The organism is Bradyrhizobium sp. USDA 4474 (assembly GCF_054057515.1).
Map to the genome: position 1 here is coordinate 1,237,664 of NZ_JBSRZJ010000002.1, position 24,689 is coordinate 1,262,352.

At 62.5% G+C, this 24,689-nt stretch carries 21 protein-coding genes; 11 read left to right on the forward strand and 10 right to left on the reverse strand.

Annotated features, from left to right (window positions below; genetic code table 11):
* Positions 1 to 280: 280 nt before the first annotated feature.
* From ACVW16_RS07590 to ACVW16_RS07605, 4 genes are all read left to right on the forward strand, one after another.
* Entirely contained in the window at positions 281 to 976 is a 696-nt protein-coding gene (locus ACVW16_RS07590; protein WP_456704715.1) for a GntR family transcriptional regulator, read from the forward strand.
* 51 nt (positions 977 to 1,027) lie between these two features.
* A complete protein-coding gene (dctP, locus tag ACVW16_RS07595; protein ID WP_092228979.1) occupies positions 1,028 to 2,020 on the forward strand; it encodes a TRAP transporter substrate-binding protein in 993 nt (330 codons plus the stop codon).
* Between the two features lie 88 nt (positions 2,021 to 2,108).
* The gene (locus tag ACVW16_RS07600) at positions 2,109 to 2,624 is read left to right on the forward strand and encodes a TRAP transporter small permease (protein WP_456735800.1); all 516 of its coding nucleotides are present in this window, start codon (positions 2,109 to 2,111) and stop codon (positions 2,622 to 2,624) included.
* 16 nt (positions 2,625 to 2,640) lie between these two features.
* The gene (locus ACVW16_RS07605; RefSeq protein WP_456735801.1) at positions 2,641 to 3,930 is read left to right on the forward strand and encodes a TRAP transporter large permease; all 1,290 of its coding nucleotides are present in this window, start codon (positions 2,641 to 2,643) and stop codon (positions 3,928 to 3,930) included.
* Positions 3,931 to 4,036: 106 nt separating this feature from the next.
* Here ACVW16_RS07605 and ACVW16_RS07610 read toward each other — a convergent pair whose 3' ends face one another.
* The 3 genes from ACVW16_RS07610 to ACVW16_RS07620 all read right to left on the reverse strand — a co-directional run bounded on the left by ACVW16_RS07610 (position 4,037) and on the right by ACVW16_RS07620 (position 8,680).
* Positions 4,037 to 4,765, reverse strand: a complete 729-nt coding sequence (locus ACVW16_RS07610) for a Crp/Fnr family transcriptional regulator (protein WP_456704719.1) — start codon at positions 4,763 to 4,765, stop codon at positions 4,037 to 4,039.
* A gap of 319 nt (positions 4,766 to 5,084) precedes the next feature.
* Positions 5,085 to 7,775, reverse strand: coding sequence for a bifunctional acetate--CoA ligase family protein/GNAT family N-acetyltransferase (locus ACVW16_RS07615; protein WP_456735802.1), 2,691 nt, complete (start codon positions 7,773 to 7,775; stop codon positions 5,085 to 5,087).
* Positions 7,776 to 7,840: 65 nt separating this feature from the next.
* Positions 7,841 to 8,680 (reverse strand): universal stress protein, encoded by an 840-nt coding sequence (locus ACVW16_RS07620; protein WP_456735803.1) that lies wholly within the window; start codon positions 8,678 to 8,680, stop codon positions 7,841 to 7,843.
* A 189-nt stretch (positions 8,681 to 8,869) separates the two neighbouring features.
* On the opposite strand from ACVW16_RS07620, the gene ACVW16_RS07625 reads away from it, so the two are divergent.
* The 3 genes from ACVW16_RS07625 (at position 8,870) to ACVW16_RS07635 (ending at position 12,219) form a co-directional block, all read left to right on the forward strand.
* Positions 8,870 to 10,393, forward strand: coding sequence for a bifunctional aminoglycoside phosphotransferase/ATP-binding protein (locus tag ACVW16_RS07625; RefSeq protein WP_456735804.1), 1,524 nt, complete (start codon positions 8,870 to 8,872; stop codon positions 10,391 to 10,393).
* Between the two features lie 25 nt (positions 10,394 to 10,418).
* Complete coding sequence (locus tag ACVW16_RS07630; protein WP_456704722.1) at positions 10,419 to 11,393, forward strand: CHAD domain-containing protein; 975 nt, start codon at positions 10,419 to 10,421, stop codon at positions 11,391 to 11,393.
* 97 nt (positions 11,394 to 11,490) lie between these two features.
* Entirely contained in the window at positions 11,491 to 12,219 is a 729-nt protein-coding gene (locus ACVW16_RS07635) for a CBS domain-containing protein (protein ID WP_456704723.1), read from the forward strand.
* A gap of 7 nt (positions 12,220 to 12,226) precedes the next feature.
* On the opposite strand, the gene ACVW16_RS07640 is transcribed toward ACVW16_RS07635, so the two are convergent.
* From ACVW16_RS07640 to ACVW16_RS07650, 3 genes are all read right to left on the reverse strand, one after another.
* Positions 12,227 to 12,685: a RidA family protein gene (locus ACVW16_RS07640; RefSeq protein ID WP_456704724.1), complete on the reverse strand. Its 459-nt coding sequence runs from the start codon at positions 12,683 to 12,685 to the stop codon at positions 12,227 to 12,229.
* A 21-nt stretch (positions 12,686 to 12,706) separates the two neighbouring features.
* Positions 12,707 to 14,398 (reverse strand): benzoate-CoA ligase family protein, encoded by a 1,692-nt coding sequence (locus tag ACVW16_RS07645; protein WP_456735805.1) that lies wholly within the window; start codon positions 14,396 to 14,398, stop codon positions 12,707 to 12,709.
* Positions 14,399 to 14,545: 147 nt separating this feature from the next.
* The gene (locus ACVW16_RS07650; RefSeq protein WP_456704726.1) at positions 14,546 to 15,064 is read right to left on the reverse strand and encodes a MarR family winged helix-turn-helix transcriptional regulator; all 519 of its coding nucleotides are present in this window, start codon (positions 15,062 to 15,064) and stop codon (positions 14,546 to 14,548) included.
* Positions 15,065 to 15,316: 252 nt separating this feature from the next.
* On the opposite strand from ACVW16_RS07650, the gene ACVW16_RS07655 reads away from it, so the two are divergent.
* Positions 15,317 to 16,489, forward strand: coding sequence for an ABC transporter substrate-binding protein (locus tag ACVW16_RS07655; protein ID WP_456738767.1), 1,173 nt, complete (start codon positions 15,317 to 15,319; stop codon positions 16,487 to 16,489).
* A 30-nt stretch (positions 16,490 to 16,519) separates the two neighbouring features.
* A complete protein-coding gene (locus ACVW16_RS07660) occupies positions 16,520 to 16,978 on the forward strand; it encodes a cupin domain-containing protein (protein ID WP_194481488.1) in 459 nt (152 codons plus the stop codon).
* Between the two features lie 8 nt (positions 16,979 to 16,986).
* Here the strand turns inward: ACVW16_RS07660 and ACVW16_RS07665 are convergent, their stop codons facing one another.
* The 4 genes from ACVW16_RS07665 to ACVW16_RS07680 form a co-directional block, all read right to left on the reverse strand.
* Positions 16,987 to 18,237, reverse strand: coding sequence for a flavin-dependent oxidoreductase (locus ACVW16_RS07665; protein WP_456704728.1), 1,251 nt, complete (start codon positions 18,235 to 18,237; stop codon positions 16,987 to 16,989).
* Positions 18,238 to 18,291: 54 nt separating this feature from the next.
* The gene (locus ACVW16_RS07670; RefSeq protein WP_456735807.1) at positions 18,292 to 20,643 is read right to left on the reverse strand and encodes a bifunctional salicylyl-CoA 5-hydroxylase/oxidoreductase; all 2,352 of its coding nucleotides are present in this window, start codon (positions 20,641 to 20,643) and stop codon (positions 18,292 to 18,294) included.
* A gap of 97 nt (positions 20,644 to 20,740) precedes the next feature.
* A complete protein-coding gene (locus ACVW16_RS07675; RefSeq protein ID WP_456704730.1) occupies positions 20,741 to 21,577 on the reverse strand; it encodes an enoyl-CoA hydratase family protein in 837 nt (278 codons plus the stop codon).
* Positions 21,578 to 21,616: 39 nt separating this feature from the next.
* On the reverse strand, positions 21,617 to 22,378 hold the full coding sequence (locus tag ACVW16_RS07680; RefSeq protein WP_456735808.1) for an SDR family NAD(P)-dependent oxidoreductase: 762 nt from the start codon (positions 22,376 to 22,378) through the stop codon (positions 21,617 to 21,619).
* 194 nt (positions 22,379 to 22,572) lie between these two features.
* On the opposite strand from ACVW16_RS07680, the gene ACVW16_RS07685 reads away from it, so the two are divergent.
* Entirely contained in the window at positions 22,573 to 23,391 is an 819-nt protein-coding gene (locus ACVW16_RS07685; RefSeq protein ID WP_456735809.1) for an alpha/beta fold hydrolase, read from the forward strand.
* A gap of 7 nt (positions 23,392 to 23,398) precedes the next feature.
* Entirely contained in the window at positions 23,399 to 24,688 is a 1,290-nt protein-coding gene (locus ACVW16_RS07690; RefSeq protein ID WP_456735810.1) for an acyl-CoA dehydrogenase family protein, read from the forward strand.
* The last annotated feature ends 1 nt before the right edge of the window (position 24,689 follow it).

Genomic DNA, 24,689 nt, shown 5'->3' on the forward strand with positions numbered 1-24,689 from the left:
ACTTGGACTCCTTGCTCGGCGCGCCCTTAGGAAGGCGAACGGGGAAATGGATCCAGGGAGGGGCGCTTGAGCGCGGAATTATCCGTCATCGTCGCCAGAGAAATCTCGCGCCGGGCTTTCGGTGCGAGAACCGCTGCCGCTTGCTGCAGCGCAACAGGGACACCCCCTCCTAATCTCCTAGTTGATCTTCTCGCAAACCGCTTCATATACTAATATATCAATTTGCAGAGCACGCATGCCCGTCCGCTCGACGAAGACAACGGAAGCCGCGGCTTCAGCCATGACCAGTCCTCGCCGCGGTAAGCCACCCCAGCGAGCGACGGCTTCGGCGCGTATCTACAGCGAGCTGCGCGGCGAGCTGGTCTCGATGCGTCGCAGGCCGGGCGAGGTGATCTCGGAATCCGAGATCGCGCTCAGCTTCGGCGTCAGCCGCACGCCGGTGCGCGAAGCGATTCTCAAGCTTTCCGACGAAGGCCTGCTGGACGTTTTTCCGCAGTCCGGCATCTTCGTGTCCCGCATCCCGCTCGCCGCCCTGCCCGAGGCCATCATCATCCGCAAGGCGCTGGAAGAGACCACCGCGCGCTTCGCGGCCGAACGCGCCACGACGAGTCAGATCCTGCAATTGCGGTCGATCGTGGAACGCCAGCGGGAGGCCGATGAAGCTGGAGACCGCACCGCGTTTCATCAGGCCGATGAGCTGTTCCACGCCACCATCGCCGATGTCGCCAGACATCCCGGGATCTGGACGCTGATCCTGCATGTAAAGATGCATGTCGATCGTTATCGCCAACTGACGCTGCCGGTCGCCGGACGCATGACGCAGGTCATCGCAGAGCACGAACCGATCCTCGCGGCGATCGAGGCGCACGATCCGCAACGTGCAGGGATTGCGATGGAGCGCCATCTCGACCGGCTGCTTCGCGACATCTCGGAGACGCAACATACCAATCCGGAGTTTTTCGCCAGCACAGAGTGACCGGCTTTCCGGTCAACAAGACGACACAAAGAACTAATGAGGGAGACGACCATGCTACGCCGTGACTTCATCAAATTGAGCGCCGGACTGGGAGCTGCCACGCTGGCTCCGATCTCGTCGGGCCACGCCCAGACCAAGGCCGTCTTCAAGGCCGCTGACGTGCAGCCGGTCGGCTATCCGACAGTCGCCGCCGTCGAGAACATGGGCAAGAAGCTCGCCGAGGCAACCCAGGGCCGCCTCTCGATCCAGACCTATCCCTCCGCGCAACTTGGCGCCGAGAAGGAAACGATCGAGCAAACCCAGATCGGCGCGATCCAGATGCTGCGCGTCAGCGCCGGCGCCGTCGGTCCGATCGTCGACGACATCAACGTCGTCAACATGCCGTTCCTGTTCAAGAACGTGGCGCAATCCTGGAAGATGATGGACGGCGAGGTCGGCCAGGAGCTGCTCGACAAGATCACCGCGAGCCCCAACGCCAATCTGGTCGGCCTGTGCTGGATGGATTCCGGTGCACGCAGCTTCTACAACACCAAGCACCCCATCAAATCGGTCGCCGACGTTCACGGCCTGAAGCTTCGCGTGATCGGCAACCCGATCTTCATCGACATGGTCAATGCGCTTGGCGGCAACGGCATCGCGATGGGCTATGACCAGGTATTCTCCTCGCTGCAGACCGGCGTGATCGACGGCGCCGAGAACAACCCGCCGAGCTACGTTTTCAGCAACCACTACACCGTGGCGAAATACTACTCGCTGACGGAGCATCTGATCATCCCCGAGATTCTCTGCTTCTCCAAGCGGTCCTGGACCGCGCTGTCCGCCGACGACCAGGCGCTGATCAAGAAGTTCGCCCGCGAGGCGCAGCTCGAGGAGCGCGAGCTCTGGAAGAAGTACGAAACGACGGCGATGGAGAAGGCCAAGGCCGCTGGCTGCGAGATCGTGGAGATTGCCGACAAGAAGCCATTCCAGGATGCGGTCAAGCCGGTGTGGGACAAGTATGGTCCGAAATACCAGGCCATGATCCAGCGCATCCAGACGCTCTGAACGTTCTCGAACCAAAGCCGAAGCGCGACAATCACTCATCGCGCTTCGGCCTCGACAATCTGAACCACTGACAGAGCAGGAAACGCGGATGGCCGCACTGTTTCGCCGAGCGATGGACTATCTCTACCTGTTATGCGTGATCGTCGGCTGCACAGCGCTGGTCGCGATCTCCGCGGTGATTCCGTGGGCGGTGTTCACGCGCTACGTGCTCAACAGTGCGGCTTCATGGCCAGAGCCGACGGCGGTTCTGCTGACGATCGTGCTGACTTTCATCGGCGCAGCCGCCGGCTACCGGCTCAACCTCCATATGAGCGTTGGCTATTTTGCCAAGAAACTGCCGCCGCCGCTGCAAAAGGCAACCGACATCCTGGTGCAGCTGCTGATGGCGCTGATCGCCTTGTTCATGGTGATCTGGGGCGAACGTCTGGTCCAGGTCACCTGGTACAACACGATCCCTGATTTCCCCTCGCTGTCGGTCGGCGTCACCTATCTGCCGATTCCGATCGGCGGACTCTGCCTTCTGCTCTTCGTGATCGAGCGAATTTTCCTCGGCGTGCCGCCCGACCCGATCGGCAGGCACTCCGAAACCGCCCCCTTCGAGTGAGCCGGGAGTTCTCGCAATGGACATCTTTATCCTCCTCGGCACGATGATCGTCTGCTTCCTGATCGGCATGCCGATCGCCTATTCGCTGGCAATGGCGGCGATCGCCGGCGCATTGTCGGTCGGCATTCCGCTCGAAGCCTTGATGCTGAAGATCTCGGACGGCGTCAGCAAAGTTGCGATGCTGACGATTCCGTTCTTCGTGCTCGCCGGCGCCATCATGGCCGAAGGCGGCATGGCGCGGCGGCTTGTCGCCTTTGCCGACGTTCTGGTCGGCTTGACGCGACTGCGCGGCGGCCTCTCGATCGTCAACGTGCTCGCGACGACCTTCCTCAGCGGCATCTCCGGCTCTGCCGTTGCCGACACGTCGGCGATCGGCTCGGTGATGATCCCCCAGATGGAGAAGAACGGCTATCCGCGGGTGTTTGCGACCAACCTCACCATCTCCTCGTCGGTTCAGGCGCTGCTGGTGCCGCCGAGCCACAACGCCGTGCTCTATTCGCTCGCCACCGGCGGTACCATCTCGATCAGCGCGCTTTTCATGGCTGGCGTTTTCCCGGGGCTGCTGATCGGATTCTCACTGATCATGCTGTGCCTGGTGATTGCCTATCGCGAAGGTCACCCGCAGGGCCGTACCGTGCCGGCCAAGGAAGCCGTCAAGATCACGATCGACGCGGCCTGGGGCCTGATCACGCTCGTCATCATCCTCGGCGGCATTCTGGGCGGCATTTTCACCGCGATCGAAGCCGGCGCGGTCGCCTGCATCTGGGCATTCTTCGTCACCATGTTCGTCTACCGCGACTACAGATGGCGCGACCTGCCGGTGCTGCTGCACCGGACCTTGCGCACCGTTGCGATGGTGATGACGCTGATCGCCTGCGCCTCCGCCGTCGGCTACATCATGGCGCTGACGCAGATGCCGGCGAAAATGACGGCGTTCTTCCTGTCGATCTCCAGCAACAAATACGTCATCCTGTTGCTGCTCAACGTCCTGCTGCTGCTGCTCGGCACGCTGCTCGACATGGCGCCGTCGATCCTGATCGCAACGCCAATCCTCCTTCCCGTGATGCAGAATTTCGGCGTCGATCCGGTGCACTTCGGCATGATCATGCTGCTCAACCTCGGCATCGGCTTGTGCCATCCGCCGGTCGGTGCGATCCTGTTCGTCGGCTGCGCCGTCGGCAAGGTCTCGCTCGAAGACGTCATGCGCAAGATCTGGCCGTTCTACGGCGTCATGCTGTTCGTGCTGATGCTCGTCACCTTCCTGCCGGAGATTTCGCTCTGGCTGCCGCGTCACATCCTGCACTGAATCAGGTCGCGCCGGTTTGTCGCCAGCGGCTCGAGGGTCACAAGGCGGGGCGGCACGTCGGCTCCTGCCATATCGAGAAGCTGCACAAACCTCGACGGCTAGGCTCTCACTCGCCGTCGAGGCCGCTTTCGGCAAGCTCACGCAGCGCATCGATGTCGAGCACGACGATAGCGCCATGCTCGAGGCGCACCCAGCTTCGTGCGGCCCAGGCGCGCAATTGCTTGTTGATGCTCTCGCGCGTCATCCCAACCATCTCGCTGATCTCCTGCTGGGTGATCGCGAGCGTGCCGCTGCCGGAATCGAGCTTGCGTTCCTCGGTGAGACCCAGCAGCGCGCTTGCAAGCCGGCCCGGCAGATTCTGCAAGATCACCTGTTCGACCTGCTGGCTGGTCCAGCGCAGCCGCGCGCAGAGCAGCTCGATGAATTTCATCGCGAGCGCCGGCTGGCTCTTCACGAACGGCAGGAAGTCGCGGCGGTCGATGATGTAGAGTTCGCAGTTGGTGTTTGCGGTCGCATCCGCCGACCGCGGCGCACCATCGAGTACGGCGATCTCGCCGAAGATTTCGCCCGGGCCGATCAGATTGAGAATAGCGTTCCGCCCGTCGGGCGACGAACTAGAGATCTTCACCGTTCCCGTGATCACCGCGAACAGATTATTGCCGGGATCGCCCTTGGCGGCGATGGTCGAACCACGCTTGACGGTGGTGTGCTTGGCGTAGCGGCACAGCTGATCCAGCGCTTCCGGATCCAGATCTGCGAAGATCGGATGCTTGCGCAGGACGGACAGTTTGTTACCCGACAACTGCCGGGGGTCGCCGGTCTTGTCCTGAGGCACGCCGGGACTCCTAAGACTGCGAGGCACTGGAGTTCCTCCGTAGTCAACGTTAGCGGGCTTTTCAACCGGAAAGCACGGACAGACCTCGAGAGAAAGGCTGCCAAAATGCCGCGATTGCGCCCCGGAGCCGCACCTGCAGGGTGCGCTGATGCGCTTCAGCCCATGCACAGTTGCAGGGATGCAAGCCAAAAGAGGCCCCTGCGCACGCCGGAAGGGCAAGAATGCGCTGGGGAATGCCTGTCGAGCCGGATCAATCTTGGCCACACACCCGCCCTACTCCGCGGCAAACACGCCCGAATCGTCCCCACAACTGGGCGGATCAGAGCTTCAGGCAGACGTCGCAGATATCAGGCTCGGCCGGATCCGGCTTGATCTCGAAACCGAACTGCCGGCACATCTCCAGCATCACGACGTTCTCCTTGAGCACGTCGCCCGAGATCGTCTTGAGCCCTTCCGACTTCGCGTAGTCGATCATCAGCTGCATCAGGGCCCAGCCGAGCCCCCTGCCCTTGAGGTCGGACCGCAGCAGGATCGCGTACTCGCCGCTCTCGTAGACCGAATCCGAGTGGAGTCGCACCACGCCGACCATCTCGTTCTTCTCATCGAAGGCGATGAAAGCCATGGCGCGCGCATAATCGAGCTGCGTCAAGCGCGCGATAAACTCATGCGTGAACTCCTTCATCGGCGCGAAGAAGCGCAGGCGGAGATCCTCAGGCGTGACGTGACGCAGGAATTCGTGGATGGTCGGTTCGTCTTCGGGGCGAAGCGGCCGCGCGAAAATGCGCCAGCCGTCCTTGAGTGCGAGCCGGCGCTCCCATTGCGAGGGATAGGCGCGGACAGCGAAATTGGCCGGGCCTGAGCCCGCAAATTTGCGCTGCGGCGGCCGCACCGCGACGCGGGCATCGACGGCGGTCACGCCGGTTTCGTCGGCCAGCAGCGGATTGATGTCGAGCTCGCGTATCTCAGGGATGTCGGTTGCCATCTGCGCCAGCTTGACGAGCACCAGTGCGACCGCGTCATGCTTGACTGCCGGCACATCCCGGTACGCAGGCAACAACCGGGACACACGTGTACGCTCGATCAGGTCACGGGCGAGCTGCAAATCGAGCGGCGGCAGCGCCAGAGCCTTGTCGTTGATGATGTCCACCGCCGTGCCGCCGCGGCCGAACACCACGACGGTGCCGAAGGTCGGATCGTCGGCGAGGCCCAGGATCAACTCGCGCGCCTTCGCTTTGACGACCATCGCTTGAACGATGATACCGTCAATACGGGCTTCGGGCCTTAACTTTCTCATTCGCGCAAGTATATCGACCGCGGCTGCGCGCACCGCGGCCGGCGTGGTCAGATTGAGCACGACACCGCCGACATCGGATTTGTGCGCGATATCGCGCGACAGGATCTTGAGCACGACGGTGGCACCTTGGGCGAATATCCCGTCCGCGTAGGCGACCGCCTGATCGACATCATCAGCCGCAAAGGTCGGCACCATCGTGATGTCATAGCACCCGAGCAGATGCTTGATCTCGACGGGCTCAAGCCATTTACGTCCGTCGGCCATGGCCGTCGCAACGACCTGTCTTGCAGCCGCCACATCAGGCACGAACCTATCCGGTATCGCCGGCGGCACCTGGCTCAGCTCGTCGACCACCTCGCGATGCCGGACCATATGCATGAAGCCGCGCACCGCGTCGTCTTCAGTCGGATAGTTCGGGATGCCAGCGGCGGACAGCGTCGCGATGATGTCCTGATCCGCGCCGACCCAGGCCGCAAGCACCGGCTTGGCCCAACTGCGATGTTTCTCACGATATTTGACAACGAGCTCGGTAACGGTCGCCGCGATCGCGTTGGCCGATGCAATCGCGGTCTGCACGTTGAGCACGAGGATCGCATCATTGCCAGGATCGTCGAGCAGGACCTCCAGTGCCGCAGCATAGCGCGAGGCATCTGCGTCGCCGACGATGTCGACTGGATTGGTGCCGGACCAGGTCGGCGGCAGCACCGCAGCGAGCTTCTCGCGCGTCTCCGGCATCATCGGCGCGGGAATTCCGCCGAGCTCGGCCAGCCGGTCGACCGCCAGGACGCCGATGCCACCGCCATTTGTCAGAATCGCGAGTCGTTTTCCCGCCGGCGCCCCGATCCTGCCGAGCGTCTCGGCACAATCAAACAGCTCGCGCAGATCGGACACCCGAAGAACACCGGCGCGGCGGAAGGCCGCGTCATAGACCGCATCCGCACCGGCGAGCGCGCCCGTATGCGTGGCAGCCACCGTCGCCCCCTGCGTCATGCGCCCCGACTTCACCACGACAACGGGCTTCACACGCGCCGCGGCACGCGCTGCCGACATGAACTTCCGTGCGTCCTTGATGGCCTCGATATAGAGCAGAATCGCACGCGTTTTTTGGTCCATCGCGAAATAGTCGAGCAAATCAGCGATATCGACGTCGATCTGATCGCCGATCGTGACGATGCCGGAGAAGCCGACGCCACGCTGCGCAGCCCAATCCACCATGCCGGCCGCGATCGCGCCCGATTGCGAGATCAGAGCGAGGTTTCCGGCCCTCGGCATGTGCGCGGCGAAACTCGCGTTGAGGCTTGCGCCGGGCATCATGATGCCGAGGCAATTCGGGCCGATCAGCCGCATGCCGTATTTGCGGGCGGTCGCAACGGCGGTCTCCTGGAGCGATCCCGATCCATGGCCGAGTCCCGACGAAACGATCAGGGCCCCGGCCGAGCCAACGCGACCAGCCTGGTCGATGATCGCAGGGACCTCACGCGCCGGCGCAGTAATGACGATCAGCTCGGGCACGAACGGCAGGTTGTCCAGGCTGCTCACTGCCGCGATACCGCCGATCTCGGCATGGCGCGGGTTGACCAAACCGAACGGCCCCTTGAACTCCGCCTTACGAATGTTCTCCAGGACCGCCCGTCCGACGGACACCGGGCGAGCGCTTGCGCCGACGAGTGCGACCGACCGGGGCGACAGCAGGGTTTTCAGGCGGTAGGTCGACATGATCACACCAGTCCGATCGGGCAACGGGGCGACAAAAGCTAACCCAGACCGGGATTGAAACGCACCTAGTGCGACATCATCACCCAGCATGGTGGCTGACCGATGACGGTCTTGGTCACGCCGCCCCAGACGGTCTCGTTCAGGCGCGAATGTCGGTAAGCGCCCATGACGATGGCGTCGACGGCGTGGGCCTCTGCCCAACTCCCCAGTACCTTGCCGATCGAGCTCCCGCTGTCCTTCACGGTTTCGAAGGACGCATAGACCCCGTGTTCCCTCAGGTGATGGACGAGGCTGTCGCCCGATTGCGTGATTGCGTCGCCCTCGTCACCGGCCACCGTGATCACCCGCACCACGGCGGCGGTCTGCAGGATCGGCAGCGCGTCCCCGACCGCGCGTGCGGCGCGCGCCGAATGGTCCCAGGCAATCACGACATTCTCGAACTCCGGCCGCAGCCTCTCCACATGCTGCTCTGGACATAGCAACAGCGGCCGGCCGGACTGGAACAGGAACGTTTCAACGATGTTTTCGGTTCTGCTGTCGTGTGGCCTCACGGGGATCAAACTGAGATCGCTGACGCGTGCCTGCTCCGCCAGGGTCGACGCGATCTGATCCGCCGGCACCTTGCCCGATCGGCCTTGGGCACGAATGCCGGCACGGGAGGTCGCGTTGGTGAATGCATTCACGAGCTGCTGCATATCTCCCGCTTCGCCCATATTGCTGAGTTCGGCAGGCTTGGGGTCATCGGGAAACACGACCGTCGGCCGCACGAAGGCATCGTCTTCGAGCGCGAGCCCCGTGATCCGGGCGCCGAGGTCGGCGGCGACTGCGACGCACTTCTCAATTGCGGCTAGCGTGGGCGCACGCGGCTCGCCAACGAGCGGCAGAAAGACGTCCTTGATGGGCATCGGATTCTCCTCGCACGCCAGAATAGGCCACCTCCGGTCCGGATGCTTGATCCTCCTCAAGCCGGGAAAACTCCGCCTCGCCAGCCCACGACAGCATTTGATGGAAGTCAAGCGGCGGTCACGACTTAGAGGTTACCCTGGCTTGCGGCCGGACCGCTTGGTGCTACCATCTGCAACATGCCGGCAGGGATGACGGACAGTTCTGCGACCCAGGAACGGATCTTCGCGGCTCTGACCGCGCACGCCGGCGTGAAGCGGATCGACACGCACGCGGCTTCGGTCTTCCTCGACGGAAGGCGTGCGCTGAAGATCAAGCGCGCGGTGAAGTATCCATTTCTTGACTATTCGACCCCCGATAAACGCAAGGCGGCCTGCGAGGAGGAAGTCAGGATCAACAGGCCACACGCGCCGGAGATCTATCGTGGCGTCGTCGCCGTCACGGAAGAACCCGACGGGTCCGTGACGATCGACGGCAACGGCCGGCCTATCGAATATGCAGTCGATATGTCGCGTTTCGATGAGAACCGGACGCTCGATCATCTGGCCAAGGCGGGACGGTTCGACGCGGACCTTGCATCGGCGGTCGCCGACGCGATCGTGGCTTCACACGCGGCAGCGTTTCCCATCGACGGCAAAAGATGGGTTGCTTCGATCCTCGCCCTGATCGACGGCAACAGCAATGGCCTGAGAAAGGGCAATCATCTCCCGACTGCGGCGATCGAGCAGCTTGGGCAGGCCTCGCATGCAGCGTTCCTGCGTGTTCGACCTTTGCTTGAAGAGCGCGCCCGCCGGGGTTTCGTGCGCCGTTGCCATGGCGATTTGCATCTTGCGAATATCGTGTTGATCGAGCAGCAGCCCGTGCTGTTCGATGCCATCGAGTTCGACGCAGAGATGGCGACGGTCGACGTGCTGTACGACTTCGCTTTCACGCTGATGGATCTGTTGCGCCACGATCAGCCGCTGGCCGCAAACAGCATGTTCAACCGATACCTTGCCACGACGTCAGTCGACAATCTCGATGCGCTCCGCGCGCTGCCACTTTTCATGTCCATTCGCGCGGCCGTTCGCGCCCAGGTGGCCTTGGCACGGCTGAAGCCAACGCATTCCCAAGATGTCGGCGTTCTTGACCAAGCGCGTCGCTATTTCGACCTTGCCCGGGCGCTGATCCAACCTCCCCGTCCCCATCTTGTCGCGGTGGGCGGCCTGTCGGGTAGCGGCAAGACCGTCTTGGCACGGGCGCTCGCGCCGACCGTAGCACCAGAGCCAGGCGCCGTCGTATTGCGCAGCGACGTCATTCGCAAGCAGTTGTTCGGGGTCCCCGACACAGAGCGGTTGCCGCCGACTGCATACACGCCCGAGCTTGCCGAGCGGGTCTACGCGACTTTGGCCGAACGCGCCCGGCGCGTGCTGGCCCAGGGCCATTCGGCTGTTGCCGAGGGTGTGTTCGCTCGTGATTTTGAGCGGGATGCCTTCGCCGCCCTCGCCCGCGACTGCAACGTGCCTCTCACCGGACTCTTCCTGGTCGCCGATCTGGCAACCCGGCAGGCTCGCATCGGCGGCCGCCGCGGCGACGCTTCGGATGCCACGCAAGAGGTTGCCGCGTTGCAAGAGCGCTACGATATCGGCCATATCGGCTGGGCGACCATCGATGCATCCGGGACACAAGCGCAGACGCTCCAGAGCTGCCGGGATGCAATCGCCAAGGGCAGGTAAGGCAATCTGATTGGCGCGGACAAGGATGGCGCGACCCACCAGGAGTTCGACGGCGACCGCCCGCACCAAGACGGCGGCGAGCCGCAATATGCTGCCCGGCCGCCTCAGCTCGGGCATGGCTTGCGACACCGCCTTTCGAATCATCGCCCGCCGTCACCTCGCCGCCGTCCTCGCCCAGCATGCGGGCACCTGCCGAGGCGATCCCGAAGCGCTGCATCAGATCCGCATCGCACTAACCCATCTGCGGACCGCGATCCGCTTCTTTTTCCCAATGCTCGACGATGCGCTGCGCCCCAAAGTCTGGGCCGAGCTGAAATGGCTGAACAGCCAGCTCGGCATGGTGCGGGATCTCGACGTCGCGATTGAACGCGTGGTGGCCGAAACAGGTGACGAGCTCGCCGTGGTTGCCGAACTGCAGCACTGGGACGACAAACGCGCCGAAAGCCATCGCCTGTTGGCTCGCGCTCTGCAATCGGCGCGCTATCGCCGCCTGGTCGAACAGACCTCGAGCTGGATCGAGAGCGGCCCCTGGTCGACAAGGCGTAGCAAGGAGGCCATCAGACTGCGCCGCTGTCCCCTCGCCGAGCACGCGACGGCGCAGTTGACCGATTGGGAAAAGACGCTGCTCAGAAAGGCCCGGAAACTGCGCAAGCTCGACGTCGGGAAACGGCACAAGTTGCGGATTCTCAACAAGCGGCTGACCTATTCGATCGAGTCGCTGGAGGATTTATTCGCCGACAAGTCGCTGACGAAACAAAAATCGATCCTCAAGCAATTGCGCAGGGCACAAAAATCCCTTGGACAGCTGAACGACGATGCGCGCGGTCAGACGCTGGCCGCTTCACTGAACGAGGCAGTTCCCGGAGCCGGGATTCGCTTCCTCGACCGCAAGCGGGAAAAGAAGCTATTGCGAACGGCTTCGACGGCCTATCGCAAGGTCGAGAAGAGCAAGCCGTTCCGCGTCTCCGACCTGACACCGGATGCGCGAGCAGAGGATTAGGCATTCGCAAGCGCGGCTTGACCTGGGTCAACTTCCACCTTCGCCGCTGATCTAGACCTCGGACATCGATATTCATGCGAACCTGCGGAGTTCTCCCATGCGCGCTCACCAGATCATGACGCGATCGGTCATCTCGGTCACGCCGGACACCAGCATCGTCGAGGCTGCGAACATCATGCTGAAGCGCCACGTCAGCGGCCTCACCGTTGTCGACAACAGCGGCAAGCTGATCGGAGTGGTCTCGGAAGGTGATTTCATCCGGCGCAGCGAAATCGGTACCGGTCGCAAGCATGGCCGCTGGCTGCGCTTCATTCTCGGGTCCGGAAAATCAGCCAGCGATTTCGTCCACGAGCATGGCCGCAAAGTCGCGGAAGTCATGACTGTCTCACCTGTGACCATCACCGAGGATACCGCGCTTCCCGAGATCGTCGATCTCATGGAGCGGAACAACGTGAAACGCCTTCCGGTGGTTCGCGGCGAGAAGATCGTCGGTCTCGTGTCGCGCACCAACCTTCTACAGGCGGTAGCGGGTCTCGCCCGCGACGTGCCGGATCCGACGGCCGACGACGATCACATCCGCAGCCGCATCATCAATGCCATGGAGACATACGACTGGTGTCCGTTCGGGCTGAACGTGATCGTGCGCGACGGCATCGTTCATTTGAACGGTGTCATTACCGAGGAACGGGCGCGGCAGGCCGCGATTGTTGCCGCTGAGAACGTCGAAGGTGTCAAGAAGGTGCACGACCATCTCTGCTGGGTCGACACGATGTCGGGCGTTTATCTGAACTCACCCGAGGACGAGAATCTCTCCAAGGCGAGCTGAGCGCGGCCTAGCGGGGAATGACAGCGGTGGCTTCGATCTCGACGCGCGCCGCTTTCTCGACGAGACGAACGACCTGGACCAGCGCCATCGCGGGATAGTGCGCGCCGAAGACGACGCGGTAGATCCTGCCGAGCTCCTTCAGGTTCGTCAGATACTCCTCCATGTCGACGACATACCAGGTCAGCCGCACGAGATGCTCGGGCCGCGCACCGGCCTCGCCAAGAATCTCGGCGATATTGCTCAAGGCCTGATGCACCTGCGCAACAAAACCGTCCGCAAGACGTTCCTGGGCATCCCAGCCGATCACGCCGCCGGTGACGACAATGCGTCCCTCGGCAGCCATTCCATTGGCATAGCCCTTCGGCATCGGCCAACCGGATGGCTGGAGCACTTGCGCCCTGGGACGGGCGTCATCCTCGGCAGCGGTCTGCAGCACAGCGAGCTGGGGGCCTTTCGGCGTCGTCACGGACAATTCTCGATCCTCATCTCATTCCGCCGCGACGCCTGAGGACGTCACCGCCGCCTGCGCAAATTGCCGCAAGGCGAAGCGCTTCAATTTTCCGGTCTCGGTCTTCGGCAGCTGCGTCACGAACTCGATCGCGCGCGGATATTTATACGGCGCAATCTCACGTTTGACGTGCTCTTGCAACTCGGCTGCGAGCTTTGCGTCCGGCATCACGCCGGCGGCGACGATGACGTAAGCCTTCACGATCATCCCGCGCGCCTCGTCCGGCGCACCGACGACGCCGCACTCGGCGACCGACGGATGCGTGAGCAGGGCTGCTTCCACATCCGTGCCCGCGATATTGTATCCGGATGATACAATCATGTCGTCAGAGCGCGACTGGTACCAGAAATAGCCATCGCCATCCATCAGATAGGTGTCGCCGGTGATATTCCAGCCGTTCTGAACATATTTCCGCTGGCGTTCGTCGGCAAGATAGCGGCAGCCGGTCGGCCCGCGCACCGCGAGCTTCCCCATCGTCCCCGGCGGCAAATCATTGCCCTCATCATCGACGATCTTCGCCTCATAGCCGGGCACCGGCTTGCCGGTCGCGCCCGGACGTATTTCGTCTTCAGTCGCGCTGATGAAGATGTGCAACAACTCTGTCGAGCCGATCCCGTCCATCAACTTGATGCCGGTTGCCTTCAGCCAGGCATCGAATGTCGGCTTAGGCAACGTCTCGCCCGCGGATACGCATTTGCGAAGCGAGGAGATGTCGCGGCCCGCGAGTTTGCTTATCAACGCGCGATATGCAGTCGGTGCCGTGAAGCAGACTGTGGTCCTGTATCGCTCGATAGCGGACAGCATATCGTCCGGGGTCGTCTTCTCCAGCACCACGAAGGAAGCGCCGATGTGCAACGGAAACAGCACGCCGCCAAAGCCGAAGGTGAAGGCCAGGGGCGCGGAGCCAATGAATCGATCCTTCTGCTCGGCTCGCAGAATATTGCGCGCATAACCGTCGCACACCGCCAGCATGTCCCGGTGGAAATGCATGGTGCCCTTTGGATCGCCCGTCGTGCCCGACGTGAACGCGATCAGGCAAACATCGTCCGCGGCGGTATCGACCGCGGTAAACTCCGGACTTGCATCCGCGATCAGCGCCTCGAGCGAATCGGAAGCGCCATTGCCCCAATACACCACGTGCTTGAGACCGGGCGCCGCCAGCTTCGCTCTTTCCATCTCATCGGAGAGTTTTCCGTCGCAGAGCGCGAGCGTGATCTCCGCCTTCAGAATTGGATAGGACAGCTCCTTGGCGCGCAGCAGCGGCATCGTCGCCACGCAGATACCACCGGCCTTGATCACCGCTAAATACGTCGCAACCATCATGGCGCTATTGGCGGAGCGCAGCATCACGCGTCCACCCGTGACGAGACCGAGCTTGCCAACGAGCACATTGGCAATGCGATTCACGAGCTCTTGTAGTTCGCGATAGGTGTAGCTCACGGCGGGACTGATGACGCAAGGCGCGTCGCCGTGGCCCTGCTCGATCCAACGGTCGAGGAAATAGGTCACACAGTTCAGTCGCGGCGGATAGCGGAGTTCCGGCCGCGTGAAGATGAACTCCGGCCAGAGCTCGGGCGGCGGCAGATGTTGCCGCGCAAATGTATCGACATGGGCCGTCGCGGCGTCGCCGTCATGCGAGCCTGAGACTTGCACCTTGGCAGCGTTGGCCATCGCACGCTCCTTTCAGCATGGAAAGCACCCGGCAGCACTCAACGAAAAACATTTTAGGCTTAAAACAATTCGGCGCAATAGCGGATTTGGGCATCCTATGCATTTTCGTCCGGCAAGGTGGAATTGGCGGCCGGGGAACCCGCAACGTCAGGGGCGGCGCCGTGCGGCGGATTTCTGCGCAGACCCCTTGGTCTTGGCCAGGAGCCGCATCAGCTCGCGCACGTCCTTCGGGGTCAAATCGGCGAAGAGATCGGCGATCCAGGTCTCGTGCTCTGCGGCCATTCGGCGGAACTCCGCGCGGCCGACCTTTGTGAGGCGGATCACCTGGACCCGACGGTCGGTCTCCGAGGTACGGCGGTCGAGATGGCCGGATTCCACTAGGCGCTCGACGAGGCCGGTGACGTTGCCGTTGGACACCATCATGCGCTTGGAGACATCCGATAGCGTCATGCCGTCGGGCGCCTTGTCGAGCTGCGCCATCAGGTCGAAACGAGGGAGCGTGACATCAAAGCGCTGCCGCAGGCGACCGCGGACCTCACCCTCGATCAGGGTCGTGCAGGTGAGCAGGCGCAACCACAGCCGAAGTTCTTCGGCGTGGTCCTCAGGCGTTTCGACGGCCTTGGTCTCGGAATCGAGCATCTTGGTGCAATCACTCACGGCCGGCATTGGCGCCGCCCCGGATTCCCTAATGTTTTGAGCTTCAAGTAAATCCGCGCCGGCCGCAAGCCTAAAGCTGTAACAATCGATCGCACAGCGATCTCTTTAAGGTTGAAGCAATTTGGCGCGCCGCTTGCATGCTCCGCTGCGCGCATCAAGGTGACGCCGTGAGCTTGGCTTGCCGCGTGCGCCGTCATCGGCATAATCTTCGATCGGAGTACGCGGCTTGCAACGCAGCTCTGATGTCACGGTGGAGAAATCATGAAAATGCAACGGACCTTGGCTGCGGCCGCCTTGCTGCTCGGTGCCGCGATGAGCCCTGCCCTGGCGCAGGAAAAGATCAAGCTGGGCGTGATCGTGACCCTGTCGGGGCCGGCCGCCGCGCTGGGCCAGCAGGTTCGCGACGGCTTTGCGCTCGCGATGAAGGATCTCGGCAATAAGATGGATGGTCGCGATGTCGAGGTCGTCGTGGTCGATGACGAACTGAAGCCTGACGCGGCGGTAACCAAGGTCAAGGGTCTGCTCGAACGCGACAAGGTCGACTTCGTGGTCGGACCAGTGTTCTCCAACGTCCTTCAGGCCATCCACCGGCCCGTGACCGAGGCGAAGACCTTTCTGATCAGCCCGAATGCCGGCCCGTCGACCTATGCCGGCAAGGACTGCAACCCGTTCTTCTATGTGACATCGTACCAGAACGATCAGGTGCACGAGATCCTTGGCAAAGTGGCGCAGGATCGCGGCTACAAGCGGATGTACCTGATGGTGCCGAACTATCAGGCCGGCAAGGATTCGGTTGCCGGCTTCAAGCTCGACTATAAGGGTGAGATCGTCGAAGAATCCTATATGCCGCTGAACACGCTGGATTTCCAACCGGAGCTGTCGAAGATCTCCGCGCAGAAGCCCGATGCGCTGTTCACGTTCATGCCGGGCGGTCTCGGCGTCAACCTCGTCAAGCAATACAAGCAGGCTGGCCTTGCCGACAGCATTCCGGTGCTTTCGGCTTTCACCGTGGATGAATCGACTCTGCCCGCTCAGCAGGATGCCGCCGTTGGGATGTTCGGCGGCGCGAACTGGGCGCCCAACCTCGACAATCTCCAGAACAAGAAGTTCGTCGCCGCCTACGAGGCCGCCTACAACACTGTGCCCGGCACCTACGCGTTCCAGGCCTATGACGCCGCGATGCTGATCGACAGCGCGGTCAGGGCTGTGAAGGGCGACTTCTCCAACAAGGACGCCGTTGCGGCTGCCCTGAAGAAGGCGGACTTCACATCGCTGCGCGGGTCGTTCAAGTTCAACACCAACGGCTATCCGATCCAGGATTTCTATCTGACCAAGGTCGCCAAGCGTCCGGATGGCAAATTCCAGACCGAGATCGTGCAAAAAGTTTTCGAGAACTACGGCGACCGCTATGCCAAGGACTGTAAGGCAAACTAAGGCTGCGCGCCGCGTGAAGGGAGGACGGCAATGAAGAGCGAGATCACCGGCATCACCCGGGCCAATGAGGGGATCCAGGGCATTTCCTGGAACATTCTCGGCCAGACTTATGTTCCAAAGAGCAACACCGAGAACAGCTTCTCCTGGCACGCGACATTGCCGCCGGGCACGTTCGTGCCCCCGCACATCCATCCCGACCAGGACGAATATCTCTACATGCTGGAGGGGAAGCTCGACTTCGTGCTCGGCAATTCGGAGGCGCAGGCCACGCCTGGCGATTTGATCCGGCTCGGCATGGGCGTGCCGCACGGCATCTTCAACAAATCAGACCAGACCGCGAAAGTGCTGTTCTGGGTATCGCCGACCAAAAAACTGTTCGACCTGTTCTGGGGCCTTCATAACATGAAGGAGCAGAAGCCGGAGGACGTGGTGGCGATGGCCGCCGAGTTCAACATCCACTTCCTGCCGCCGCCTCCCGGCGCCGGCTAGCGGATGCTTTAGGCCCGCACCGCGGCTAGGCCCGGCACCGCAGCGAACCCAGCCTTCGTGGCATAGCCACGCACGATCGCCTCGCGCTGGGAATAGCTCAAGACGTTGTCGATGTTGTCAAAGCCGTCGGGCGCAAGTTGCTCGACGGCGTCAATGACGCCTTCGGGGCCGCCACGGCGGTTGGAGCGGACGATATCCGCAGTCATCGGCAGGCGCTTCTTCTCATACTCGACCAAGGCCTGCCGCGGATGCTCGGCACGCACCAGGGTATCCGCAAGACAGCGCGCATCGAGGATCGCCTGCGAGGCGCCGTTGGAGCCAACCGGATACATGGGATGTGCGGCATCGCCAAGCAGCGTAACGCGGCCGGACGACCAATAGGGCAAGGGATCGCGGTCGCAGGTCGGATATTCATAAAATTCGGGCGTTGCCGAGATCAGGCTTCTTACATCGATGTAGGGCACCGAGAAGCGTGCGACATGCGGCATCAACTCCTCGCGCCGGCCCGGCCGCGACCAGTCTTCCTTCCGTGGCGGCGGGGCATTGCCCTCTCCCACTTTCACCAGCACCGCCCAGTTGGTCAGACGGCTCGCCGTGCTCGAACCCTCGGCGATCGGATAGATCACCACCTTGGCATTGAGACCACCGGCGACGATCATCGATTTGCCGGTCAGGAACAGCGGCCAGTCGCGCGCACCGCGCCATAGCATCAGGCCGTTCCAGCACGGCGGCCCCTCGTTCGGGAACAGAGTGTCGCGGACACGTGAGTGGATGCCGTCGGCGCCAATCAGGATATCGCCGCGCGCGGTGTGGATGTGCGAGCCGACCCGATCGAAGAAGTAGGCCGTGACACCGGCTTCGTCCTGCGTGAACGCGCCGAGCCGGCAGCCCGTGTGGATGGCATCTGCGCCGAGCCGCTCCTCGACGGCGCGATGAATCACACCCTGAAGACGGCCGCGGTGAATCGAGAATTGCGGCACGTCGTGGCCCGCGTCCACGCCGCGGGCTTCGCGCCAGACCTCCTGGCCGAGGCGATTGAGATAGTAGAGCTGATCGGTGCGGATTGCGACGTCGTCGAGCTTTTGCAGCAGACCAAGACTGGCAAGCTCACGCATGGCGTGCGGCAGCGTGTTGATACCGACGCCAAGCTCGCGGATCGTATCCGACTGCTCGAAAATCTCGCAGCCGATGCCGCGGGCCCGCAGCATCAACGCCGTGGTGAGACCACCGATACCGCCACCGACGATAATCGCCTTCATCGCCCTCAACTCCACTCAATACACAGGCAACGGGGGTTAACGTGGCACGGGCGCTCACTCCGCCGCAAGCGGCTTTATCGCCTCCGCTTTGAGCTCGGCCCGGGTCTTGGGCTTAGCCTTAATTCGAAGCTCCTCGAGATCCTGCCGATCGCGTACGCTATTGCGGAAAATCTGGTCCTTCCCGGGCAGATATTGCGGCGGGCAGAACGCGTCGGTTGCGCCATACCAGGCCGCCGCCTTCATGGTAAAGAAGGGGTCGACCAGATGCGGCCGCCCGAGCGCGACAAGGTCCGCCCGGCCGGCGGCCAAAATGGTGTTGGCCTGGTCCGCCGTCGTGATGTTGCCGACGCACATGGTGGCCACGCGCGCTTCGTTGCGGACCTGCTCAGAGAATGGCGTCTGGAACATGCGGCCGTAGAACGGCTGGGCGTCGCGAACCGTCTGACCCGTCGAGACGTCGATCAGGTCGACACCGGCCTCGGCGAAGGCCCGTGCGATGGCCACGGCATCGTCGCCGGTAATGCCGCCATCTGCCCAGTCAGTCGCGGAAATACGCACGGACATCGGCTTGTGCTTCGGCCAGGCGGCCCGCAATGCTTCAAAGATCTCAAGCGGGAAGCGCAGGCGATTTTGAAGCGAGCCGCCATATTCGTCGGTACGGGTGTTTGTCAGCGGCGAGATAAAGCTCGCGAGCAGATACCCATGGGCGCAGTGCAGCTCGAGCATGTCAAAGCCGCAACGCTCGCCGCGCGCGGCAGCAGAGACGAACGACTCTCTTACTGCATTCATACCCGCGCGATCGAGCTCTCGGGGGACCTGGCTGTCGGGGAAATAGGGCAGCGGCGATGCTGAAACCACGTCCCAGCCACCTTCGTCCAGTGGGCGGTCGATACCGTCCCACATCAGCTTGGTCGCGCCCTTGCGGCCGGCGTGACCGAGCTGCAGGCAAATTCTTGCGGCCGAGTTGCCATGAACGAAATCAACGATACGCCGCCACGCGGTCTCCTGCTCATCATTCCAGAGGCCCGCGCAGCCGGGCGTGATACGGGCCTCGCGGTTGACGCAGGTCATCTCCGTGAAGATCAGGCCGGCGCCGCCGATCGCGCGCGAACCGTAGTGCACGAGGTGAAAATCACCCGGGACGCCCTCCTTCGCCGAATACATGCACATCGGCGACATCACAGCGCGGTTGGCGATCTCCATATCGCGCAAGCGAAAGGGCTGGAACAGCGGCACCATGGGCTTGTCGATGCTGACATCGAAGCCATTGCTGCGCACCTGCTTGGCGAAGGATTTCTCGACTTCGGCCACGAAATCGGGCGCGCGGAGTTTTAGATTGTCATAGGTGATCGCCTTCGAGCGCGTCATCACGCCGAACGCGAATTGCACGGGATCGAAATCCCAGAAGCGATCGACATGCTCGAACCAGACCAACGAGACGTCGGCGGCGTGCTGCGTCTTCTCGACTTCCTCGCGGCGGCCGTGCTCATAAACATCCAGCGCGGCCTTGATGTTGGGCGCCTTCGCCATGGCCTCAGCCAGTGCAATCGCATCTTCCATTGCCAGCTTGGTACCCGAACCGATCGAGAAATGCGCGCTCGCCTTGGCGTCACCGAGCAGCACCATATTGTCCTTGACCCAGCGTTTGCTGCGGATCATGGGGAAGTTGCGCCACATCGAGCGGTTGGTGAGCAGCTTATGCCCATCGAGGAACCAGCCGAAGATCTCGGCCATCCGTGCCGCGGACTGGGTTTCGTTGAGGCCCGTCAGGCCCGCGCGCTCGAACGTCTCCGGATCGGTCTCGAAGATCCAGGTCGAGTGACCGGCTTCATACTGATAGGCGTGGGCGATGAATGGCCCCCACTTCGTCTCCTGGAAGATGAAGGTGAAGGCATCGAGTGGCCTGGTCGAGCCCATCCATGCGAACTTGTTGGTCCGAAGGTCGACCTCCGGCTGAAACTGATCAGCATGCTTCTCGCGGAATCGGCTGTTGACGCCATCGGCCAGCAGTATGAGATCGGCATCGGCAAAGCGCGATTCGTCGTCGATATCCACTTCGAAATGGAGGCTGACGCCGAGTTCGCGGGCTCGCTCCTGCAGGATCAGCAGCAGTTTTTGCCGCGAGCAACCGCAAAAACCGTTGCCGCCGACCCGATGCACCGTGCCGCGAAAATGCACGGCGATATCATCCCAATAGGCGAACTCCTGGGTGATCCGGCGATAGCTCGGAAGATCGTGCTTTTCAAAGTTGTCCAACGTGGCATCCGAGAACACCACGCCGAAGCCGAAAGTGTCGTCGGCGCGATTGCGCTCATATACTGTGATGTCGGCGCTCGGGCGCTGCTTCTTCAGCAGGATCGCAGAATAGAGACCCGCAGGTCCGCCACCGATGATCGCGACTTTCATGGGAGCCTCGCCAATTCAACCGGCCACGAAACTATTTTAAGCCTAAAATAATTCCTGGCAAGCCCCCGTTCGAGGCCTTTCGGCGGGAAAAGGCTGCTCAGTCGCCCCTGAAGACCGGCTTGACCTTGTTGGCGAAAGCCTCAAAAGCGCGCTCGAAATCGGCCGTCGTCATGCACAGGGCCTGGGCAACCGCCTCTGCTTCGATCGCCTCTTCCACCGACATCGCCCATTCCATCGCCAGCATCCGCTTGGTCATGGTATTGCCGAAGGTCGGCCCCTCCGCCACTTGCTTGGCCAGCAGCTGCGCCTGGAGCAGCACCTGCTCCGGTGTGACGATCCGGCTGAAGAAGCCCCAGCGCTCGCCCTCGTCCGTGGTCATGAACCGGCCGGTGTAAAGAAGCTCCGAGGCACGGGACTGACCGATGATCCGCGGCAGGATCGCGCAGGCGCCCATGTCACAGCCGCCAAGACCCACCTTGTTGAACAGAAACGCTACCTTAGCGCCGGACGCCGCAAGCCGCATGTCGGATGCCATGGCGATGATCGCGCCGGCGCCGGCGCAAATGCCCTCGACCGCAGCCACGATCGGCTGTGGGCAGGCCCGCATCGCTTTGACGAGGTCACCTGTCATCCGCGTGAACGCGGTCAACCCCTTGGTGTCCATCTTCACCAGCGGGCCGATGATCTCAAAAACGTCACCGCCGGACGAGAAATTGCCGCCGGCCCCGGTGATGACGATCGATTTGACCGCGTCGTCAAACGCACAAGCGCGGAAGAAATCCGTCAGTTCGCGATAGCTCTCGAACGTCAGCGGATTCTTTCGTTCCGGACGGTTGAGCGTCACGGTGGCAACGCCGCCGACCACGGCCAGCAGGAAGTGCTGTGGGGAATAGTCCGCGAGCGGCACGGTTACGGGATTAGCTGGTCTACTCATGCGATCTCCTTAGCTTCCTTTCCGCCTGCGCCACGCACGCTAGATTTCGCCACCGGCCACCGCAATCGCCTGCCCTGTGATCGCACTGGCGTTCTCACTACACAACCAAAGAACGGCATTCGCGACTTCCTGCGGCGCAATCAGCCGCCCCTGCGGATTGTGCTTGGCGAGCTCGGCGATCGCCTGTTCCCGGGTTCGCCCGGTCTTCTTCATGATGTTGTCGATGCTACCGGCAACCAGGTCGGTGTCAGTGAAGCCTGGACACACCGCGTTGACGGTCACGTTGCTGCCAGCCAGCTCCAGGGCAAGCGAACGCACCAGACCGACAACGGCGTGCTTGGCCGCCGCATACGCGCTAACATAAGCATAACCTTTGAGCCCGGCCGTCGATGCAACCGCAATGACGCGCCCATAGGGCCGATTCTTCATCCCTGGAAGCACCGCCTGGACGGCATGGACCACCCCCATGAAATTGACGTCCATCATGCGTGCAAAAAGAGCACTGTCCGATTTCGCGAACGGCGCAGATTCAGCACTGCCCGCGTTGGCGATCAGGATATCGATCGGCTTTCGCGCATGCGCGGCCGCGATCGCCGCCTTTAGCGCAGCTTCGTCCGAGACGTCGGCGAGGGCCGCAAAGTGCGCAGCACCTACGCTCACCGCCTGTTCGAGTGTAGCGGCATTCCGGCCAAGCACCGTTACGGTAGCGCCCGCGCCGACGAGAGCCGCAGCAATCGCGCGGCCGATGCCGCGACCGCCACCGGTCACCAGCGCGTGCGGCGAAAGCGGCAATCCGGACATGCGCTTGCTCCTGTGATCTGCTGATCGTCGTTCCGATATATTTTAACCTTCAAGCTTTTGCAACGAAAGCGCAGATCGACGCCGCGAGCGCCTGCCACCGCGGAGCGGCCCGAAAATTGCTTTAAGTATAAAATTATCTCTTCCCATCCCCTACAGGCCTGTTAGCATTGCTGGACCAAGCAAAAGGATGTCGCGTGTCGCAGCCTGCGCCAATGATAACAAGGGATGGACGTTTCGCCTATGAAGCCGCGGGCGAGCCGGGTGCGACGCCCCTGATTTTTCTGCATGGCATCGGCGGCGCGGCGCGGGCCTGGCGGCAGCAGCTTGCCACGTTCGGCAACCGCTTCCGCACCATCGCCTGGGACATGCCTGGCTATGGCGGTTCGGCACCGCTCGTCAGCGTCAGCATCGCTACCCTGGCAGATGCGCTTCAGCAATTCATCGCGCAGATCGGCGCGATAAAACCCATTCTGGTCGGTCATTCGATCGGCGGCATGATCGTCCAGAAATGGCTGGTGCAATCACCTAAGCTGGCGCGCGCGATCGTCCTCGCACAGACCAGCCCGGCCTTCGGCAAAGCCGACGGCGACTGGCAGAAATCGTTCATCGCGGCGCGGCTAGGCCCGCTCGATCGCGGCGAGACCATGAAGTCGCTGGCTCCATCGCTTGTGCAAGAGCTTGTCGGTGACGATCCGGACCCAAACGGGATGGAGCTTGCGCGCGAGTGCATGGAAAGCGTGCCCGAAGCCAGTTATCGCGCCATGATGCTCGCCCTGATCGGGTTCGACCAGCGCAGCACGCTCAAGGATATTTCCGTCCCGACGCTGCTAGTGTCCGGCTCGAAGGACAACAATGCGCCTGCGTCGATGATGGCCAAGACCGCGACTTACATTCCAGCGGCCGAATATGTGGAACTCCCCGGCGTCGGTCATCTTGCCAATTTAGAGCGACCCGATGCCTTCGGCCGAGCTCTCGATCGGTTCCTGGACTCTGTCGCTGCAAAACACGGGTGACCGCGCAATGACCATGCAAGTCCGCAAGAACATCGGCGCAACCGACAAGGTCGCGCTTGATGCGCCGATCTTCGATCCCGTGGCGTTCCGCCTGAGCGACGAGCAAGCCGGCATCATCGCGCGAGCGCGGGAGATCGGCCAGCGCGTGTTCGCCGGCCGCGCGGCGGTATACGATCGCGAGGCGATCTTTCCGACCGAGAATTATCGCGACCTGCATCGCGTCGGCCTGCTCGGCATCGCCATACCCAAAAAGCACGGCGGACTGGGAGCGAACTACCAGACCTACGCTCTCGCGGCTGCGGAGATCGGCCGTTACTGCGGCGCGACTGCGCTGACCTGGAACATGCATGTCTGCTCGACACTGTGGTCGGGGCCGTTGGCTGATGATCTCGACATGGACGCGGAGACGCGCGCGGAACACGAAAAGCGGCGGGCCGTCCACTACAGGCATATCGTCGAAGACGGAGCGATCTACTCGCAGCCGTTCTCCGAAGGCGGTGCGGCAGCCGCCGGCGGCGTTGCTTTCGGCACGGAAGCAAAGCCCGTCGAAGGCGGCTGGATCGTCAACGGCAAGAAAATTTTTGCGTCACTGTCCGGCCACGCGGATTATTACGGCGTTCTCTGCACGGAGATCGAGGAGGGCGAGAAAGCCTCGCGCCGCAACACGCTTTACCTCGCCATTCCCGCGAAGTCGCAGGGCGTCTCGGTCATCGGTGATTGGGACCCGCTAGGGATGCGCGGAACAGTCTCACGCACGCTGCTGTTCAAGGATGTGTTTGTTCCGGATGATTCTGCGCTGATGCCGCGCGGCGTCTACTTTCAGGCGGCGATGCGCTGGCCACATATGTTCCTGACGCTGTCGCCCACCTATATGGGGCTAGCGCAAGCTTCTTACGATTTCACGGTAAGCTATCTGCGTGGCGAGGTGCCGGGCATGCCGCCGGTCAAGCGGCGGATGTACCCCACCAAGCAGATCGCGGTCGCCCAGATGCAGATCAAGCTTGAGCAGATCAAGGCGATCTGGTTCCAGGCCGTCACGGAGGCGCGGGCCAATCCAAGCAAGGAGCAGGTGCTGCGCGCCTATGCCGCGCAATATTCGGTGATGGAGGGCGCCAACGAGCTTGCCGCGCTTGCGATCCGCACCTGCGGGGGGCAGGCCATGCTGCGGTCGCTGCCGCTGGAACGCATCTATCGCGACAGCCGGTGTGGCTCGCTGATGCTGCCCTGGACGGCCGAGCTCTGCCTCGACCGCATCGGTCGGGAGGCGCTGTACGACGCCGGCGAAACGGACGACTGAC

Excerpts from the sequence above, each read along its gene's own strand:
- ACVW16_RS07625 (WP_456735804.1), top strand. The coding sequence starts at position 8,870 with ATGACGGACAGTTCTGCGACCCAGGAACGGATCTTCGCGGCTCTGACC.
- ACVW16_RS07670 (WP_456735807.1), bottom strand. The coding sequence starts at position 20,643 with ATGAAAGTCGCGATCATCGGTGGCGGACCTGCGGGTCTCTATTCTGCG.
- ACVW16_RS07665 (WP_456704728.1), bottom strand. The coding sequence starts at position 18,237 with ATGAAGGCGATTATCGTCGGTGGCGGTATCGGTGGTCTCACCACGGCG.
- dctP (WP_092228979.1), top strand. The coding sequence starts at position 1,028 with ATGCTACGCCGTGACTTCATCAAATTGAGCGCCGGACTGGGAGCTGCC.
- ACVW16_RS07660 (WP_194481488.1), top strand. The coding sequence starts at position 16,520 with ATGAAGAGCGAGATCACCGGCATCACCCGGGCCAATGAGGGGATCCAG.
- ACVW16_RS07635 (WP_456704723.1), top strand. The coding sequence starts at position 11,491 with ATGCGCGCTCACCAGATCATGACGCGATCGGTCATCTCGGTCACGCCG.
- ACVW16_RS07590 (WP_456704715.1), top strand. The coding sequence starts at position 281 with ATGACCAGTCCTCGCCGCGGTAAGCCACCCCAGCGAGCGACGGCTTCG.
- ACVW16_RS07675 (WP_456704730.1), bottom strand. The coding sequence starts at position 21,577 with ATGAGTAGACCAGCTAATCCCGTAACCGTGCCGCTCGCGGACTATTCC.
- ACVW16_RS07615 (WP_456735802.1), bottom strand. The coding sequence starts at position 7,775 with ATGTCGACCTACCGCCTGAAAACCCTGCTGTCGCCCCGGTCGGTCGCA.
- ACVW16_RS07690 (WP_456735810.1), top strand. The coding sequence starts at position 23,399 with ATGACCATGCAAGTCCGCAAGAACATCGGCGCAACCGACAAGGTCGCG.
- ACVW16_RS07650 (WP_456704726.1), bottom strand. The coding sequence starts at position 15,064 with ATGCCGGCCGTGAGTGATTGCACCAAGATGCTCGATTCCGAGACCAAG.
- ACVW16_RS07680 (WP_456735808.1), bottom strand. The coding sequence starts at position 22,378 with ATGTCCGGATTGCCGCTTTCGCCGCACGCGCTGGTGACCGGTGGCGGT.
- ACVW16_RS07620 (WP_456735803.1), bottom strand. The coding sequence starts at position 8,680 with ATGCCCATCAAGGACGTCTTTCTGCCGCTCGTTGGCGAGCCGCGTGCG.
- ACVW16_RS07645 (WP_456735805.1), bottom strand. The coding sequence starts at position 14,398 with ATGGCCAACGCTGCCAAGGTGCAAGTCTCAGGCTCGCATGACGGCGAC.
- ACVW16_RS07600 (WP_456735800.1), top strand. The coding sequence starts at position 2,109 with ATGGCCGCACTGTTTCGCCGAGCGATGGACTATCTCTACCTGTTATGC.
- ACVW16_RS07630 (WP_456704722.1), top strand. The coding sequence starts at position 10,419 with ATGGCGCGACCCACCAGGAGTTCGACGGCGACCGCCCGCACCAAGACG.
- ACVW16_RS07655 (WP_456738767.1), top strand. The coding sequence starts at position 15,317 with ATGAAAATGCAACGGACCTTGGCTGCGGCCGCCTTGCTGCTCGGTGCC.
- ACVW16_RS07605 (WP_456735801.1), top strand. The coding sequence starts at position 2,641 with ATGGACATCTTTATCCTCCTCGGCACGATGATCGTCTGCTTCCTGATC.